This window comes from Comamonas kerstersii (assembly GCF_002056725.1).
Lineage (GTDB): Bacteria > Pseudomonadota > Gammaproteobacteria > Burkholderiales > Burkholderiaceae_C > Comamonas > Comamonas kerstersii.
Window position 1 is genome coordinate 1,347,170 of sequence record NZ_CP020121.1, and the last position, 16,946, is coordinate 1,364,115.

General features: G+C 60.8%; 12 protein-coding genes. 3 read left to right on the forward strand and 9 right to left on the reverse strand.

Annotated features, from left to right (window positions below):
- Positions 1-39 precede the first annotated feature (39 nt).
- Both ptsN and hpf read right to left on the reverse strand, forming a co-directional pair.
- Complete coding sequence (ptsN, locus tag B5M06_RS06305; RefSeq protein WP_054065411.1) at positions 40-510, reverse strand: PTS IIA-like nitrogen regulatory protein PtsN; 471 nt, start codon at positions 508-510, stop codon at positions 40-42.
- 129 nt (positions 511-639) lie between these two features.
- The gene (gene hpf / locus B5M06_RS06310) at positions 640-987 is read right to left on the reverse strand and encodes a ribosome hibernation-promoting factor, HPF/YfiA family (protein ID WP_054065412.1); all 348 of its coding nucleotides are present in this window, start codon (positions 985-987) and stop codon (positions 640-642) included.
- Positions 988-1,368: 381 nt separating this feature from the next.
- Between hpf and B5M06_RS06315 the strand changes: the two genes are divergently transcribed.
- Positions 1,369-2,289: a phosphoribosylaminoimidazolesuccinocarboxamide synthase gene (locus tag B5M06_RS06315; protein ID WP_054065413.1), complete on the forward strand. Its 921-nt coding sequence runs from the start codon at positions 1,369-1,371 to the stop codon at positions 2,287-2,289.
- A 152-nt stretch (positions 2,290-2,441) separates the two neighbouring features.
- Here the strand turns inward: B5M06_RS06315 and holA are convergent, their stop codons facing one another.
- The 3 genes from holA to leuS are packed head-to-tail and all read right to left on the reverse strand — an operon-like array spanning position 2,442 to position 6,753.
- On the reverse strand, positions 2,442-3,506 hold the full coding sequence (gene holA, locus B5M06_RS06320; RefSeq protein WP_054065414.1) for a DNA polymerase III subunit delta: 1,065 nt from the start codon (positions 3,504-3,506) through the stop codon (positions 2,442-2,444).
- Between the two features lie 6 nt (positions 3,507-3,512).
- The gene (locus B5M06_RS06325) at positions 3,513-4,025 is read right to left on the reverse strand and encodes an LPS-assembly lipoprotein LptE (protein WP_054065415.1); all 513 of its coding nucleotides are present in this window, start codon (positions 4,023-4,025) and stop codon (positions 3,513-3,515) included.
- Positions 4,026-4,047: 22 nt separating this feature from the next.
- Positions 4,048-6,753 (reverse strand): leucine--tRNA ligase, encoded by a 2,706-nt coding sequence (gene leuS, locus B5M06_RS06330; protein ID WP_054065416.1) that lies wholly within the window; start codon positions 6,751-6,753, stop codon positions 4,048-4,050.
- A gap of 205 nt (positions 6,754-6,958) precedes the next feature.
- Between leuS and B5M06_RS06335 the strand changes: the two genes are divergently transcribed.
- Positions 6,959-8,200, forward strand: a complete 1,242-nt coding sequence (locus B5M06_RS06335) for a mechanosensitive ion channel family protein (protein ID WP_054065417.1) — start codon at positions 6,959-6,961, stop codon at positions 8,198-8,200.
- Positions 8,201-8,257: 57 nt separating this feature from the next.
- A complete protein-coding gene (gene mnmA / locus B5M06_RS06340; protein WP_054065418.1) occupies positions 8,258-9,379 on the forward strand; it encodes a tRNA 2-thiouridine(34) synthase MnmA in 1,122 nt (373 codons plus the stop codon).
- Between the two features lie 35 nt (positions 9,380-9,414).
- Here mnmA and B5M06_RS06345 read toward each other — a convergent pair whose 3' ends face one another.
- From B5M06_RS06345 to B5M06_RS06360, 4 genes are all read right to left on the reverse strand, one after another.
- Positions 9,415-10,059: a response regulator transcription factor gene (locus B5M06_RS06345; protein ID WP_054065419.1), complete on the reverse strand. Its 645-nt coding sequence runs from the start codon at positions 10,057-10,059 to the stop codon at positions 9,415-9,417.
- A gap of 18 nt (positions 10,060-10,077) precedes the next feature.
- Positions 10,078-12,015 (reverse strand): sensor histidine kinase, encoded by a 1,938-nt coding sequence (locus tag B5M06_RS06350; RefSeq protein ID WP_077344386.1) that lies wholly within the window; start codon positions 12,013-12,015, stop codon positions 10,078-10,080.
- An 89-nt stretch (positions 12,016-12,104) separates the two neighbouring features.
- Positions 12,105-12,923, reverse strand: coding sequence for a carbon-nitrogen hydrolase family protein (locus tag B5M06_RS06355; RefSeq protein ID WP_054065421.1), 819 nt, complete (start codon positions 12,921-12,923; stop codon positions 12,105-12,107).
- A gap of 3 nt (positions 12,924-12,926) precedes the next feature.
- Entirely contained in the window at positions 12,927-16,907 is a 3,981-nt protein-coding gene (locus B5M06_RS06360; protein ID WP_077344364.1) for a YhdP family protein, read from the reverse strand.
- Positions 16,908-16,946: the final 39 nt, after the last annotated feature.

The following is a 16,946-nucleotide window of genomic DNA, read 5'->3' on the forward strand; positions in this document are numbered from 1 at the left end:
GAAAAGGCGTGGCGGTGGGATGCTGACCAGCAGAGGCGCTCAGGATGCGGCGGTGGCCGACTTCCAGTCGACGATCAGCTGGTACAGCGCTTCGGCATTGTTCGCCGTTTTCAGAGATTCGCGCAGATGGTTGTCGCTGAGCAGTTCGGCAATCTCAGACAGGATTTCCAGGTGCTGCTGTGTGGCAGCTTCGGGAACCAGCAGGAAGATGAGCAACTGCACAGCCTGTTCATCAGGTGCATCAAAGCCGATGGGCCGTGCCAGCTGGAAAACCGCTGCCATGGGTGTCTTGAGGCCCTTGATGCGCCCGTGAGGGATGGCTACACCGTGCCCCAGGCCTGTGGAGCCCAGACGTTCGCGTGCGAACAGACTGTCGGTGATCAATGCGCGGGGCAGGCCATGCAGCCCTTCGAACAAGAGGCCCGCTTCTTCAAAAGCGCGTTTTTTGCTGGTGGCATCAACGCTGACAAGCACTTGAGCAGGCGACAGGATGGAGGCAAGACGGTTCATGTGGAAACTATGGTGTATCGCCCGAACCGGACGTATCTGGCTGGTGCGGTGGAGCGAAAAGGCCGCCATCGGGCGGCCTGTTACTCCAGACTTTACCTAAATCTTCGCACAAGCAAAAGACATCTGGCGTCAACTCTGTATTGACAAGGCCAATTCATGCCTGCTTGCGACATTGCGTACAGCCAGTTTACGCGTTTTATAGCTGAGTACACGGCGATCGAGCTTGTCTGCCAGCTCATCAATGGCGGCATACAGGTCAAAGTGCTTGCTGGCAGCGTGCAGCGCATTGCCCTTGACCTGGATGCTGCATTCGGCACGCTGGCGGCGTTCTTTCTGTGATTCGTTCTGCGTGGACAGCAGTACCTTGATGTGGATGACTTGGTCAAAGTGGCGCAGCACGCGTTCAAGCTTGGAAACCACGTAGGCACGCAGTGCAGGGCTGACATCCAGATGGTGGCCGCTGATGGTCAAGTTCATAAATCAACCTCCTGTGCTTTCAGGTTCACGAAAAAGCTTGCTGCTTCTGTGTCGAAGCAGTGGTGGCGGTTGAATGCGCATTCGTCGCTTGTGAGTCACTATGCGCCTGTTGCCTGATGTGCGCAATGGCATTTCGCCATGTTCTGCTGGGATATGACGGGCAGGCAGACGCAGGCGGTAAAACAGCGCACAATGAATCGTTTGTGGATAGCGCCTGCTTGGCGGGGCTGTCCGTGATGGTCGGGATAGAGATTGAAGCAGTCGCAATTGTCCATGTCTGGCGCGCCTGTCCGGCTCTAAAATCCCGGATCGGAGTTGCGCCTGCCAGCCAGAAGCTGCAGGCGTTGACGTGTTCCGAACCCCATTTTGTCTGCTTCTCTCATGACACAGCCCACGATTTCCGCTTTGCACACTTCCAATATCACTTCGCTGCCGCTGCTGGCGCGCGGCAAAGTGCGCGACAACTATGCGGTGGGCGATGACCGCATCCTGATGGTGGCCTCTGACCGCCTCTCGGCCTTCGACGTGATCATGGGTGAACCCATCCCCGGCAAGGGTGAGCTGCTGACGCAGATGGCGCTGTTCTGGTTTGACAAGCTGGGCCACATCTGCCCCAACCACCTGACGGGCGAAGCCCCTGAATCCGTGGTGACGCCCGAGGAAGTGCCTCAGGTCAAGGGCCGCTCCATGCTGGTCAAGCGCCTCAAGCCCGTGCTGATCGAGGCCGTGGTGCGTGGCTATCTGGCAGGCAGCGGCTGGAAGGAATACCAGGAAAGCCAGGCCGTGTGCGGTGTGAAGCTGCCTGCTGGGTTGGTCAATTCCGCCAAGCTGCCCGAGCCCATCTACACGCCGGCTGCCAAGGCAGAAATGGGCGACCACGACGAAAACATCACCTACGAGCGCACTGTGGAGATGGTGGGAGAGGAGCTGGCCTCCAAGATCCGCGACACCGCCATCCGCATCTACAAGGAAGCGGCAGAAATCGCACTGACCAAGGGCATGATCATTGCCGACACCAAGTTCGAATTCGGCCTGACCGAAGACGGCGAGCTGGTGCTGATGGACGAAGTGCTGACCCCCGACAGCTCACGCTACTGGCCTGTGGAAGGCTATGAAGAAGCGCTCAAGGCGGGCGTCAACCCTCCCAGCTACGACAAGCAGTTTGTGCGTGACTGGCTGGAGCAGGCCAAGGTTAATGGCAAGCCCTGGAACAAGGCAGCGCCTGCACCCCGTCTGCCTCAGGAAGTGATTGAAAAGACCGCGGCCAAGTACCGTGAAGCGCTGGAGCGTCTGACCGCTTAAACGCGCTCGATACCCCAAAAAACAAAAGCAGCCATTGGCTGCTTTTTTGTTGCTGTTTTGAAAAATAAGAGCGTTTTGCGCTTGATATACCTATGTTTCAGGCTCAAATGTTTCTGAAATCATTACAAATCAAGCGCTGGCAGCTCCTGTTTTTATAGACGTCTGGCGGGGCCCTGCAGGGTGGTGACCATGTCTACCGCCAGCTTGCGCAGGGCTTGCCAGCTGTCGCTGGGCCAGTTGTCTGCGGGCAGACCTTTGACGATGCCGTCCACCACGTGGGCCGAGTGCAGCAGGCGCACGGCCGCATTGGCCGTGAGGCGTGGCACCACGCGCTCAAACAGTCTTTCCTTGTTGCCCCAGATGCGCAGACTGCGCAGCACCATGGGCAGGGGCTGGCCGCTGGCCAGTGCATCCTTGGCGCGTTTGAGGTTGCGGATGTCTTCCGACAGCGTCCAGTGCACCAGCACCTCGGCCGTGCCTTCAGCCTGCAGGCCATCCATCATGCGCATGGCGCGTGGCAGATTGCCGGAGAGCACGGCTTCCGAGAGCTTGAACACGTCATAGCGCGCCACATTGAGCACGGCTTGTTCGACTACTTCAAAGCTCAGTTCGCCCTCGGGCTGTAGCAGCCCCAGCTTCTGGATTTCCTGGTGGGCGGCCAGCAGATTGCCTTCTACGCGGTCGGCAAAGAACTGCAGTGTGCGCTGCCCCGCTTCACCGGAGGTCACGCGCTGGTTCTGCCGTGCCAGGCGCTGCGCAATCCACTGCGGCAGCGCTGCGCGCTCGATGGGGTCAATCTGGATGGTGACGCCGTTGGCGTCCAGCGCGCCAAACCATGCGCCTTTTTTGGTGGCTGCGTCCAGGCGCGGCAGAGTGATGATGGTCAGCGTGCTGTCGTCCTGTGCCGCGTTCTCGGCCAGTTGCTGGATGGCAGCACTGCCATCCTTGCCGGGTTTGCCCGAAGGAATGCGGATTTCGACCAGCTTCTTGTCGGCAAACAGGCTGAAAGAGCCGCCTGCGGCCAGCACGCTGCTCCAGTCAAAGTGAGCGCCCTGCACGGTGTAGACGCTGCGTTCGCTGTGCCCGGCGGCACGTGCTGCCGCGCGGATGGCATCGGCCGCTTCCTGCAGCTGCAGGGGCTCGTCGCCATGCAGGGTATACAAAGGCCGCAGACCTTTTTGCAGGTGTGCGGCCAGTTGGTTCAATGCCAGTTGCATGAGGGCTTATTCGCCAGCTGGCGGATGGGCTGCCTGCAGGCGCCGCAGGATTTGCTGCGCCATGTCGGCATACATATTGCGGTAGAGCGCGGCTTCTTCCTCGTCCTTGGCCAGGGCCAGGGTCTCGCTGTAGCTCATGTCACGCTTCTGGGACAGTTCGGCATCTTCAATCCAGATGCGGCCTTCGTTGTCGACCAGGCTAAAGCGCGTAGTCAGGCGCAGCTCCACTTCGCGGACCTGGCCGGAAACGGTCTTGGCCAGCACGATGCGCTCGCGGCGCTCACCCAGCAGGCGCAGGGTGACCTGGGCCGAGCTGGAAGCTGCCGGAGGCAGCACGATCTGCAGCGCGCTGCCTGCCGTGGCCAGATGGCGCAGCACTTCACGCGTCAGTGGTGAGCCTTCGGGTGCCTGCAGGTACAGCGAGCTGAATGGAAAGGTCGGCACGCCACGCAGGCGAAAGCCGCAGGCACTGACCACAGGGGCCAGCGCCATCAGGGATAAAAGCGTGCGTTTGCGCATGGTGGCGGCCTCCTTGCGTGGCTTAGACGACGATGTTGACCAGACGGCCAGGAACGACCACGACCTTCTTGGGTGTCGCGCCGTTGATGAACTTCTGGGCATCTTCGTTGGCCAGGGCGGCCGCTTCAATCTGGGCCTTGTCGGCACCGGCAGGCACGCGGATGGAACCACGCAGCTTGCCGTTGACCTGCAGCACCAGCTCCAGCTCGTCCTGCACCAGGGCCTTGGGATCCACCTGGGGCCATGCGGCATCCAGAATGTCGCCCTGCTTGTTGGCGTAGCCCAGCTCCTTCCACAGCACATGGGTGATGTGGGGGGTGGCCGGGTAGAGCACGCGCAGCAAAATGCCAAAGCCTTCGATCATGGCGATCTGGCCATCGGCAGTCTCACCACCCTTGAAGCCTTCCAGCGCGTTGATGATCTTCATCGCGCCAGAGACCACGGTGTTGTACTGCATGCGCTGGTAGTCGTAGTCGATCTGCTTGAGCACGGTGTGGATTTCCAGGCGCAGGGCCTTGGCGTCCTTGCCGAACTCCACATCATCGAGGCTGTCCAGGCCCAGTGCCAGCATGATGGCGGGCGTGTAGTTGATGCCCAGCAGCTTGTGACCGAAGTTGTAGACGCGGCGCAGGAAGCGGTAGCTGCCTTCCACGGCGGCTTCGTTCCACTCCAGCGTCAACTCGGGCGGCGCGGTGAACATGGTGTACAGGCGTGCGGTGTCGGCGCCGTACTTTTCGATCAGGTCCTGAGGGTCTACGCCATTGTTCTTGGACTTGGACATGGTGCCCACGCCCTCGTAGTCAATGGCTGTACCTACGGGCAGCAGGCCATCAGCGCTTTCCACTTCCACCTTCAGCTTGGCGCCGATGATCTTGCCGGCCTCGTCATGGACGTGCTCTACATCCTTAGGCCAGAAGTATTCCTTGCCACCCTTGGCGGTGCGGCGGCTGTAGATGTGGTTGAGCACCATGCCTTGTGTGAGCAGCTTGGTGAAAGGCTCGTCCACCTGCAGCAGGCCCAGGTCGCGCATGACCTTGGTCCAGAAGCGTGCGTACAGCAGGTGCAGGATGGCGTGCTCCACGCCGCCGATGTACTGGTCCATGGGCATCCAGTACTTGGCACCGTCGGCCACCATCTGCTCGCTGTTCTTGGCGTCGCAATAGCGCATGAAGTACCAGGACGAGTCCACAAAAGTGTCCATGGTGTCGGTTTCGCGGCGCGCAGGTTTTCCGCAGCAAGGGCACACCACGCCTGCGTGGAATGCTTCACTTTTTACCAACGGGTTGCCCGATCCATCAGGTACCAGGTCCTGCGGCAGCACCACGGGCAGGTCCTTTTCAGGCACGGGCTGAGGGCCGCAGTCTGCGCAGTGGATGATAGGGATGGGGGTGCCCCAGTAGCGCTGGCGGCTGATGCCCCAGTCGCGCAGGCGCCAGGTGGTCTTTTTCTCGCCCAGGCCCTTGGCAGACAGCAGCTCGGCCACCTTGTCCACCGCCTGGCTGTGGGTCAGACCGTCGAGCTCGCCCGAGTTGACGCACATGCACTTTTGCTTGTCGCCATACCACTCCTGCCATGCATCGGTGGAGAAGGAAGCACCTTCCACAGCCACGACTTGCTTGATGGGCAGGTTGTACTTCTTGGCAAAGGCAAAATCGCGTTCGTCGTGGGCTGGCACGCCCATCACAGCGCCGTCGCCATAGCTCATCAGCACATAGTTGCCCACCCAGACTTCGACCTGTGCGCCGGTCAGGGGGTGGGTGACGAACAGGCCCGTAGGCATGCCCTCTTTTTCCTTCAGGGCCAGTTCGGCTTCGGTCGTGCCGCCCTTCTTGCACTCTTCAATGAAGGCCGCCAGCTTGGGGTTGGAGGCCGCAGCGTGCTGGGCCAGGGGGTGCTCGGCAGCCACGGCGCAGAAGGTCACGCCCATGATGGTGTCGGCACGGGTGGTGAACACATACATCTTGCCGTCGCCGATCAGGTCGCCTTGGGCATTCTTGATGGCGTGGGTGAACGCAAAGCGCACACCGGCAGACTTGCCGATCCAGTTTTCCTGCATCAGGCGCACTTTTTCGGGCCAGCCGTTCAGGGTGGCCTTGTCGTTGCCCACCTGTACGTGGTCCAGCAGCTCCTGGGCGTAGTCGGTGATCTTCAGGTAGTAGCCAGGGATTTCGCGCTTTTCCACCAGTGCGCCGGTGCGCCAGCCGCGGCCGTCAATCACCTGCTCATTGGCCAGCACAGTCTGGTCGACCGGGTCCCAGTTCACGACCTGGGTCTTGCGGTAGGCAATGCCCTTTTCCAGCATTTTCAGGAACAGCCACTGGTTCCACTTGTAGTAGTCAGGGTCACAGGTGGCCACTTCACGGCTCCAGTCAATGGCCAGACCCATCGCCTGCATCTGCTTTTTCATGTAGGCGATGTTTTCATACGTCCACTTGGCTGGCGGCACCTTGTTCTTGAGCGCGGCGTTTTCAGCAGGCAGGCCGAAGGCATCCCAGCCCATGGGCATCAAGACGTTGTAGCCCTTCATGCGCAGCTGGCGCGTGAGCATGTCATTGATGGTGTAGTTGCGCACGTGGCCCATGTGCAGCTTGCCGGAAGGGTAGGGCAGCATGGAGCAGGCGTAGAACTTGGGCTTGCTGGCGTCTTCGACCACGCGATAGGCATCGGCGGCAGACCAGTGGTCTTGCGCGGCGCGCTCGACCTCAATGTGGTTGTATTTGTCTTGCATGGAGCTGGTAGATCGGTTGTGCAGTCAAAATACTGCTTCGACTGGATTTTAGGCGCTTGCGCGCTTTCCCATGTGCGTACACGGACGCCCCGGTGTTTGCGGCCTGTCTGTGCGCTTCTCTCTCCTGATACTTGTCATTCGTGGGGCCGCAAACCCACGGAGGTGGATTGCTGTGGATTTAACTGCGATTGCTTTTTACGCCGATATGGCCCCCTGGGCCAAGGCTACGACAGGCCTGCTGCTGCTGGCCTTGCTGGCCTTGGTGCTGCGTTTTGCTGTGCACCTGACGCTGATGCATTTTGTGCGCGTATGGCGCAGCGCCATGCCTGCTTCTGGCTGGGCACCGATTCTGATGCACGACCATGTGCTCTCGCGCATGGCAAAGATTGTGCCGTCGCTGGTCTTTCAGCTCGGGACGCGCTGGGTGCAGGAGCTGCCGCAGGATGTGTCTGTAGGCATTGTGAATGTGGCGACTGCACTGACCGTATTCCACGTGGTCCGTGTGCTGGCCACGCTGCTGGAGGAAATCAATGAGGCCCATGACCGCCATGATGGCCCCAAGATTACGCAGACCAACTCCATCAAAAGCTACGTGCAGCTGGGCAAACTGATTGCCTATATCGTGGGTGCGCTGCTGATTACGGCATCGCTGCTCAACCGCTCGCCCTTGCTGCTGCTCTCGGGTCTGGGTGCCATGTCGGCCGTGCTGATGCTGGTGTTCAAGGACACCATTCTGTCTTTTGTGGCAGGGGTGCAGATTGCATCTAACGACATGCTGCGTGTGGGCGACTGGATTGAAATGCCACAGGTCGGTGCTGATGGTTTTGTGGTGGATATTGCGCTCAACACCGTGAAGGTGCAGAACTGGGACAAGACGATCACGACCATCCCGACCTGGAAGCTGATGAGCGACAGCTTCAAGAACTGGCGTGGCATGTTCAATTCTGGCGGCCGCCGCATTCTGCGTGCAATTCATATTGACGCTGCGACCGTACACCTGCTGACAGCGCAGGAGCGTCAGACGCTCTCCGGCATTGCCTTGCTCAAGGACTACTGGAGCGAGCGCGATGGGCTGCTGGCGCAGCCTGATGCTGCCGCCAACGCCATGCCCACACAGGCGATTGCGCCTGACATGGTGACCAATCTGGCTGCCTTCAAGGCCTACGCCTATGCCTATCTGATGGCACACCCCCGTATCTCCAAGGCGCCAGGCATGTTCCTGCTGGCGCGGACGCTGGAGCCCTCCCCCACGGGTATTCCGCTGCAGCTGTACTGCTATACCGCCACGACGGTCTGGGTGGAATACGAAGGTATTCAGGGCGAGATTTTTGACCACCTGATTGGCGTGATGCCGCTGTTTGGTCTGTCGCTGTACCAGCGCTCCTCAGACTACAGCAATCGCCAGATCGTGCAGGCACTGAGCAACGACGACGAAGCACACGCCTGATACTGCCGCCAAAACCGCGCCCGCACGCCGCTGCGGGCGCACAGCCATAATTTCGCTATGACCAAGCACCGTGTAGTCGTTGGCCTGTCCGGCGGCGTAGATTCCGCAGTTACTGCGTATTTGCTCAAAAAGCAGGGCCATGATGTGGTCGGCATCTTCATGAAGAACTGGGAAGATGATGACGACAGCGAGTTCTGCTCCAGCCGTCAGGACTTTCTGGATGCCGCCAGCGTGGCCGATGTGATCGGTATTGAAATCGAGCATGTGAACTTTGCTGCGGACTACAAAGACCGCGTGTTTGCCGAGTTTCTGCGCGAATACCAGGCAGGCCGCACGCCCAACCCGGACGTGCTGTGCAATGCCGAGATCAAGTTCAAGGCCTTTCTGGACCACGCCATGCGCCTGGGGGCAGAGAAGATTGCCACGGGCCATTACGCGCGCGTGCGCCAGAACGAAAGCACCGGTCTGTTCGAGCTGCTCAAGGGCGTGGACAACACCAAGGACCAGAGCTACTTTCTGCACCGCCTGAATCAGGCACAGCTGTCCAAGGCCATGTTCCCCGTGGGCGAGTTGTGCAAGACCGAGGTGCGCCGCATTGCCGAAGAAATCGGCCTGCCCAACGCCAAGAAAAAAGACTCAACAGGCATCTGCTTCATCGGTGAGCGCCCTTTCCGCGAGTTTCTGAACCGCTATATCAGCAAGGAACCTGGCTGGATTCTGGACGACCGTGGTCGCCGTCTGGGCAAGCACGTGGGCCTGAGCTTCTACACCCTGGGCCAGCGTTCTGGTCTGGGTATTGGCGGGGTCAAGGAAAAGGGCGCTGCACGTGGTGCGGGCGATCACCAGCCCTGGTTTGTGGCAGCCAAGGAAATGGACAAGAACGTGCTGCGCGTGGTGCAGGGCCATGACCACCCCATGCTGCTGTCGCACCGTCTGGATGCTGATAGCGCCAGCTGGGTGGCGGGTCATCCACCAGCGCCTGGTACCTATGGTTCCAAGACACGCTATCGCCAGCCCGATTCACCCGCCATCATCGGCAGCGAGGCCAGCAACACCCACTTCCGTCTGGACTTTCCGGAAGCCCAATGGGCGGTGACGCCAGGGCAGTCTGCTGTGCTGTATGACGGGGACGTGTGTCTGGGCGGCGGCATCATTGCCGCTGTGGACCCCAAGGACTGAGGCAGACAACAAAAAAGGCAGCGAAGCTGCCTTTTTTACTGGGGGAGCTGGCCGTGAGCTCGAAGCACGTTGGCCAGTTCGACGGCGGATTTGACCTGCATCTTGTCAAACACCCGTGCACGGTGCACTTCCACAGTGCGCACGCTGATGTCCAGCTGGTCGGCAATCAGCTTGTTGGGCACGCCTTCCACTACCAGCTTCATCACGCCTTTTTCGCGCTCGGTCAGATCGGCCAGGCGGCTGAGCAAGGCATGGCGGTGGGCGGTTTCTTCCAGGTAGACCGCAGATTGCTGCAGGGCCTGCTCGATGCGGTCTACCAGCACATTGTCGGAAAACGGTTTTTCACAGAAGTCGAAAGCGCCCTGTTTAACAGTCTGCACGGCCGTGGGCACATCGGCATGGCCGGTCAGGAAAATCACAGGCACCGTCTGGATGAAGCCGTCACGTTGTTTGAGCAGGTCAAACAGCGCCAGACCTGTCATGCCGGTCATGCGCACGTCCAGCAGCAGACATTGCGGCTGTCTGGGCAGGGCGCGCTCTTCCACCATCTTCAGAAAGTCTTCGGCCGAAGCAAAGCTTTCACTGTACAGACGGCGTGAGCGCAGTAGCCACGCCAGGGCGTCGCGTACATCTGCATCGTCATCCACGACATATACCGTGGCATTGGTCACTGGTTCCATAAGCTCAGCTCAAATCTCTCAGTCGTTTTGCACGGGAAGGCTGAAGGTAAATACCGTCCCGTGCGGAATATTGCTGCGATAGCGCAATTCTCCACCATGCTGCTCCAGCACCGTGCGGCACATGCTCAAACCCAGACCCATGCCTTCGTGTTTGGTGGTGAAAAATGGCGTGAACAACTGCTCTGCCACTTCCGGAGGAATACCGCTGCCCTGGTCCATGACAGAAAAGGCCACGCGTGAAGCGCTCTCATCCCACTGTGCGGAGATGGACAGCTTGCGCAGGCCAGGGGCCATATTTTCCATGGCCTGCATGGCATTACGCGCCAGATTGAGTAGCACTTGCTCGATCATGGTGACATCGCACAGCACCGGAGGCAGGCGTGGCTCGATGGAAATATCCAGCAGCACCCCGGATTTACTGGCCTGCAGGCGCACCAGCGGCAGCACGGCATCCAGCAGCTCCTGTGCCGTAATGCTTTCGTGGGCACGGCTGCGACGGCGCACAAAATCACGCACGCTCTTGATGACCTTGCCCGCGCGGTCTGCCTGAAACGCTATGCGCTGCATGGCCGATTGCAGGTCCTGCAGGCGCTGGCGCAGGGTGTCGGCATCCAGCAGGCGGAGGTCACCATCGTTCTGGAGCATGTTGAGTGAGCCATTGGCATAGCTCGACATGGCCATCAGTGGCTGCGTCAGCTCGTGGCTGAGCAGGGAGGCCATTTCGCCGACGGTGGCCAGACGTGCCGTGGCCTGCAGGCGTTCCTGTGAGGCGCGGGACAGCTCTTCCATGCGGCGCTGCTCGGTGATGTCCACAAAGGCACTCATCCAGCCTGTCTGCTGGCCCTGGGCATTGATCAGCGGTGCTTCAAAGATCAGCACGGGAAAGCGCGTACCGTCCTTGCGCATGAAGACCGACTCATGGCCTTCGCGGGCGGCAGGAATCGCACCTGCCAGGCGCTTGGCCTGGCGCTTCACATATTCTTCCGCCAGCTCAGGGGGCCAGTATGGGGCAAAGCTCTGGCCCAGCAGCTCTTCGGCGCTGAAGCCTACCATGGCACAGAAGGCGGGGTTCACATAGCTGATGCGGCCTTGCAGGTCGCGTGCGCGCAGGCCGGTGATGAGGGAGTCTTCCATGGCCTTGCGAAAGGCCAGGGCATCGCCCAGGTCACGCTCTGCACGCAGACGGCGGCGGTTGTCACGCACCAGCACGATGAGCACGGACACCAGCGCAATCGCCATGCCGGTCACCAAGGCCGTCAGCACATTCGGAAAGACGCTGGGGGCGCGGTGCCAGCTGTCCATGCGCAGCACCATGGTGTTGCCGGGCAGGTCCAGCAGCTGTTGGGAGGTGAATACGCGGGAGCCACGCCATGCGGCACCCACCAGAGCCAGGCGTGTGCCATCAGGCTCGGTGAAGGAGACTTCCTGGCTTTGCGTAAGGCTCTTGCTCAGCTGGGTCTGCAGGATGTTGTGCAGCGAATATGTGCCCACCATGAAGCCTTTGAGCTGCCCAGCTTCGAGCTGGGGCAGACAGACCTCCATGAGCTCGGCGCCGGTGGAGTCATTGAGCAGCTGGAAGTAGCTGGGGGAATAGGCAGGGCTGCTGGTGCGCTTGGCGTTGGAGCAGGCGGCGATCGCATTGCTGAAGGACTCTTCGCGCGAGGCGTCTTCCCAGTCCACCGAGCGGTAAGGGCTCTGGGCGGCGCGCAGGATGCGCATGTGTGCGTCACGCCATTCAATGCGCAGCAGCTCACGGCGTACCTGCAGCATCTCGGCCACGCGTACGCTCCATTCTTCCGGGGTGGCGTGCAGCGCGTTGACGGCCTGCATGTCCTGCAGGTTGCGATTCAGTCCCGCGCGGATTTCGACCACGGCCTGTGCGGTGTCGCGGTCGAGCTTGTCCTGCACCTGCGACGCTTCATAGCGCCCAGCCAGCCATACCATGATGATGAGCATGGCAACGACCAGGACGACCAGCAGCGTCCACAAAGACCACCTGCGCCAGGCGCTGTGCCAGCGCTGCCAGGGCCAAGGTTGAAGCGGATTTACAAACAACGGTGTTCCAGCGCAGGCAGGCGCTGGCGCACCTGCTGCAAGAGTGCAGTGTCCAGCACTGCATAACGAATGCCCATCCCAGCAGCTGTCTGCTCTGCGACCACTTGCCCCCAGGGATCAACCACCATGCTGTGTCCCCAGGTCTGGCGGCCATTGACGTGCTGGCCGCCTTGTGCAGCTGCCAGCATCCAGCACTGGTTTTCTACGGCGCGTGCACGCAGCAGCAGCTCCCAGTGGGCCTGTCCTGTGGTGTAGGTAAAGGCTGCTGGAGCTATCAGAATATGAGCTCCTAGCGCAGTGTACATGCGGTATAGCTCGGGAAATCTCAGGTCATAGCATATGCTCAGTCCCACAGTCCAGGTGTGTCCGCTGCGGTCCTGCACCTGTGCCACCACAGGCTGCGCGCCTGGCGCAATGACCACGGATTCATCGTAATGTTCTTTCGGCGTGCTGAAGCGAAACAGGTGGATCTTGTCGTACTGCGCCGTGCACGCACCTTCGGGGCTGAACAGCATGCAGGTGTTGTGTACGCGATGCGGAGTGTCCGTTTGAATCGGGACGGTGCCCCCTGCCAGCCAGACACCATGGGTCTTGGCCCAGCGCGACAGCGCGGCCTGAATGGGCCCATCGCCACGCGCTTCTGCCCAGGCCAGCTTGTCCTTATCCTGCATGCCCATGCCGCAGAAATATTCGGGCAGTACCAGCAGTTCTGCGCCCTGTGCCGCAGCCTCTGTGACCAGTGCTTCGGCACTGGCCAGGTTCTCCTGAACATCAGGGGTTGAGACCATTTGCAAGACAGCAACTTTCATGACTCACTCCTTGGCGGGCAGGGTGGGTGCCGCTGCCTGGTTGCGTACAGGTTCCACCACGGGCTCAGCCCATGTGCCGGTGACTTGGAATGTGCGGGTGGCGGCTTCCATCAGCGGGCCACGCAGGAACATCTGGGCCAGAAAACTGCCTACGCCCACCACAGGGTTGATGGCCGTGGCGGCCAGCGAGGCGGTCATGGCATTGATCTCTGGAACAACGACGACCTGCAGATTCTGCGTCTCATCCACCAGGCTGGCAGTGCCTGCCATGAACACGGCGGCATTCAGACCTGTCATTTCCAGGTTGCTGGTGCGTGCCACGCCGTCCGCAATGTGTACATCGCCGCGCACGTAATCAAAAGCAAAGCCCTGGCTGAACACATCGCGGAAATCCAGAGTGATGCGGCGGCTCAGCGACTGCAGGCTCAGCACGCTCAGCAGCTTGCCCATGCCAGGTTCTACCTTGAGAAACTGCCCCTTGTCGACTTGCATGTGCACATTGCCATCCATGCTGTCCCATTGCGGAGTCAGCGGTGAACCCTGCCAGCTGATCTGACCATTGAGACGACCTTGGCCATTGCGCACCACCCCTGGCATGTCAAAGCGCTCCAGCAGCTGTCCGGCGTTGTGCAGCTCCAGCATAAAGCCCAGCTGTGTCGTTGGCGCGGCCTGTTGTGAGGCTATGCCCCACATGCCATGGGCGCGCCACAGTGCTTCGGGGGTGTTCAGATCAAATTGCTCGAGTGTCCAGTCCCGGCCAAAAGGGCCGGCGTGATTGCGCGCCTTGAGCTGGAGTGTGCCCAGCTGTTTGCCTGCAATTTCCAGCTGCTCGACTTCGATATCCAGTGCGGGCAAAGACTCAGGCTCTGCTTCCGCGGTGGTTTGCGCCAGCGTGTCAAGCTGACTGGCTTCAGACTGCGGGATAGCCAGGCGCGAAAACCGTGCAAACAGATGGCCCGCTGTGTCCTCTGCATCAGGCTCGCGATATTCGACCGTGCCCGCAAAGTGCTTGCCGCTGAGCTTGCCGCGCCAGCGCTGCTCCGCATGGGTGAGTTCTGCATGCACGTCCTGCAGCTCTCTGCCGCGCAGGATCAGACGGCCCACATCGATGTGCAGTTGCCGGGGCAGCCACATCTGCACATCTGCAGGTGTGCGGCTGTCTGCATGGCCCGTCGCTGGTTCGGTTTGCAGCACCTGCTGCCAGGCATCGAGGTCCAGCTCAGGCAGGCGTATATCTGCCAGCACGGAGTCTTGTTTCGGGGGAGCTGGTGGCACCTGACCCACCGCGATATAGCCATTTACGACTTGGCTGGTGGCGCTGGAAGTGTCCAGCGTGTAGCGCACTTCACCACGTCCTGCTACATCCACCTGCAGGCTGTGCATGTGCGCCGGGCTCAGTGTCTGGGTAACGCGCAGATCCAGCGTTTCGTCGCTGTCTTTCTGCAAGGGGGCGGGCAGCTTCAGGGCCATGCCCTGCAGATCGGAGTGCACGGCAATGCGCTGACCCTGTGCATCGGCGGTGATGTCCAGCTGGTACCTGCTTTGGCCGCTGGCATGGCGGGCAATCTGTGCAACCAGCGGCACGGCACGGTCGTTTTGCAGTCCTTCTGCGGTGGCTACGCCTTCGGCCTTCAGCTGCACCCCGGCCTGCAGGTCAGGCATGCCGCCATGCATGCGAAAGCTTCCGCCCAGGGTCTGGCCTTTCACCTCATGCAGGCTGAAGCCCTGTTCGTGAAATTGCACGCTGCCTTGGAGCTGCTGGACCAGAGGTGCTTCCGGGCGAAATTGCAGTGCATTGTGCGCAAAGCCCACATGGCCGCGCACCTTGCTGTGCTCCAGCTGTTCGATAGGGAGCTCCAGGTCAAACGCCAGTTGCACACTCCCCTTGGCCTGTGCAGCATCCAGCGCATGTTCGGTCAGTGCAGTCAGCGGAGAGTGACGCACGAACTGCAAGGCAGCCCCCAGATCCGGGTGGCCAGCTGCCTTGACCGTGAGGCGTGGATGCTGCAGATCGGGAATATGGGCTGACACCGTCTCCATGCGCAGGCCCTGGTGCCCGGCAAAGCCTGTGCTGGCCTGCTGGACCTGCATGGAGGCTCCTTCAAAGACCAGGGTGCCGCTGAGGTCGGTCAGCATGGGCCAGGCAGGTGCTGTGCCCGTGTCCACCAGTGTCGCAGGCGCGAAGTCATAGACCACATGGCTCACAGGCGCCTTGATGTAGAAGCGCCCGGTGCCCGGCTGATCAAAAGGCATGTCGCGCAGCAGCCCCTTGACTTCAAACTCCACCTGGCGTCCTTCACCTTGCCTGATGCTGTCACGCACATAGTGACGCGCCATTTCCGGAATTTCGAGAGGCAGGTAACGGTAGACCCGTGCGCCATTGGCGCGAGCAAGCTGGCCATTGAGCTGGAGATAGCCGGGAAAGCGCTCAGATGCCGTATCGCCGGTGTGCCAGAAGCCCTGCATCACGCCCTGTGCATCCGCATTGGCAAAGCTGGCCTTGGGAACTTCTACCTTGACGTGGTCGCCCTGGATCTGCCACTGCAGCTGTGCCTGCAGCTGCTGGAAGGGGATGGCGGGTTCTTCAAAAACACCGGGAAAGTGCAGCACACCATCGCGCATGCCCAGGGCAGCTTTTCCCCCAGTGTTGCTGAACTCGAAGGCCGTATCCAGGCCTTCGAAGCCAGGAATCCCTGGGCCTTCTGCGGCAGTTTGTGGCTGCAGCGCCAGTGCTGCCACCTGTCCGTTGACCTGATATGTGCCGGATGCCAGCCATTTGAGCTGCAGCTTGTGCAGGGTGCCGTGTGGTTGCCAGCGCGCGGCAGCCTCGCGGATAAAGGTCGGGACAGGCAGGGACTGCACCACATCACTGGCCACAGAAAGATCGGCCTGCTGCAGTTCAAGCTGGGTGCTGTCGGGCGCAGAGACGCTGCCCACCGCGCTGACCGACCAGCTGCTGCGTGGCCAGAGCCGACCGTTGGCAGCGCGAAAGCCCAAGTCCTGGGCTTGCACACTCCAGCTGTGTGGCTGCCAGCGGCCTTCCAGACGCCCTTGCAGCTGCTGCAGTTCCAAGGGAGGAATGTCTGGATCCAGCCAGTCCACGCGTGCATGGCCCAGAGCCAGGTCGGTGGTGATGCCTATGGGCTGCCCATCTTCCACATCCAGCCAGGCACGCACGTGGCCCATGCCATCCAGTGTCTGTATGCCCCAGGCCTGGGGCCAGGGCAGGGTGGGGACTTGCTGCAGCTGCAGGCTGGCATACCACTGGCCACTCCATCGTTCCCAGGGGGCTAGTGAAGAGGGTAGCAAGGGCTGGCGGAAGGCGCCGATCAGCTGTATGCGCTCGCTGTCTCCTGCGGCAGGCGTAGCATCGATGCGCAGCACATGGCTCCAGTGGCGGTTGCGCAGCACGATATCGACATCGCGCAACTGCACGGCATCAGGGGCGCGCAGCTCATCCGTGAAATGCACATGGCCTTGACGTATCACCAGCTCTGGCAACTCCAGCAGCCATGCCAGTGCAGAGCTGTCTGAGGAACTGCCTTGCATGAGGTCTATGCCAGCAACTTGCCAGTGGCCATTGCGCAAGCGTCGGATGTCAAGGGTGGGGGCATCAATGTAGAGCTGCTCCAGACCGCGGCGCAGCAAGGAACGTGCAGAAACTGTAGCAATCACGCTTTGCAGCTGCAGTGCTGGCCTGCCCTGCGCATCCAGAATGCTGACGCCAGAGAGGTGTATGGTGGGGAAAATGCCGTCAGACTGTGCCGAGATGGCGTCAATGCGAACGGGAGCCCCCAGCGCCTGCGTCGCCAAGCCTTCGATTTCTGCGCGCCACTCTGTAATTCGCGGCACAATGAATCCATGGAGAGTCCCCCAGGCTGTGGCAAGCAAGAGCCAGAAAGCCAGCACCAGCCCCAGTGACCAGCGGGCCACATGGGAAAAAACGTGCAACAGGCGGGATGGCAGGGGACTCGGATCGATCATTCAAAGGTTCACAGGCGATGGGATTATCCCCTGTCGGCT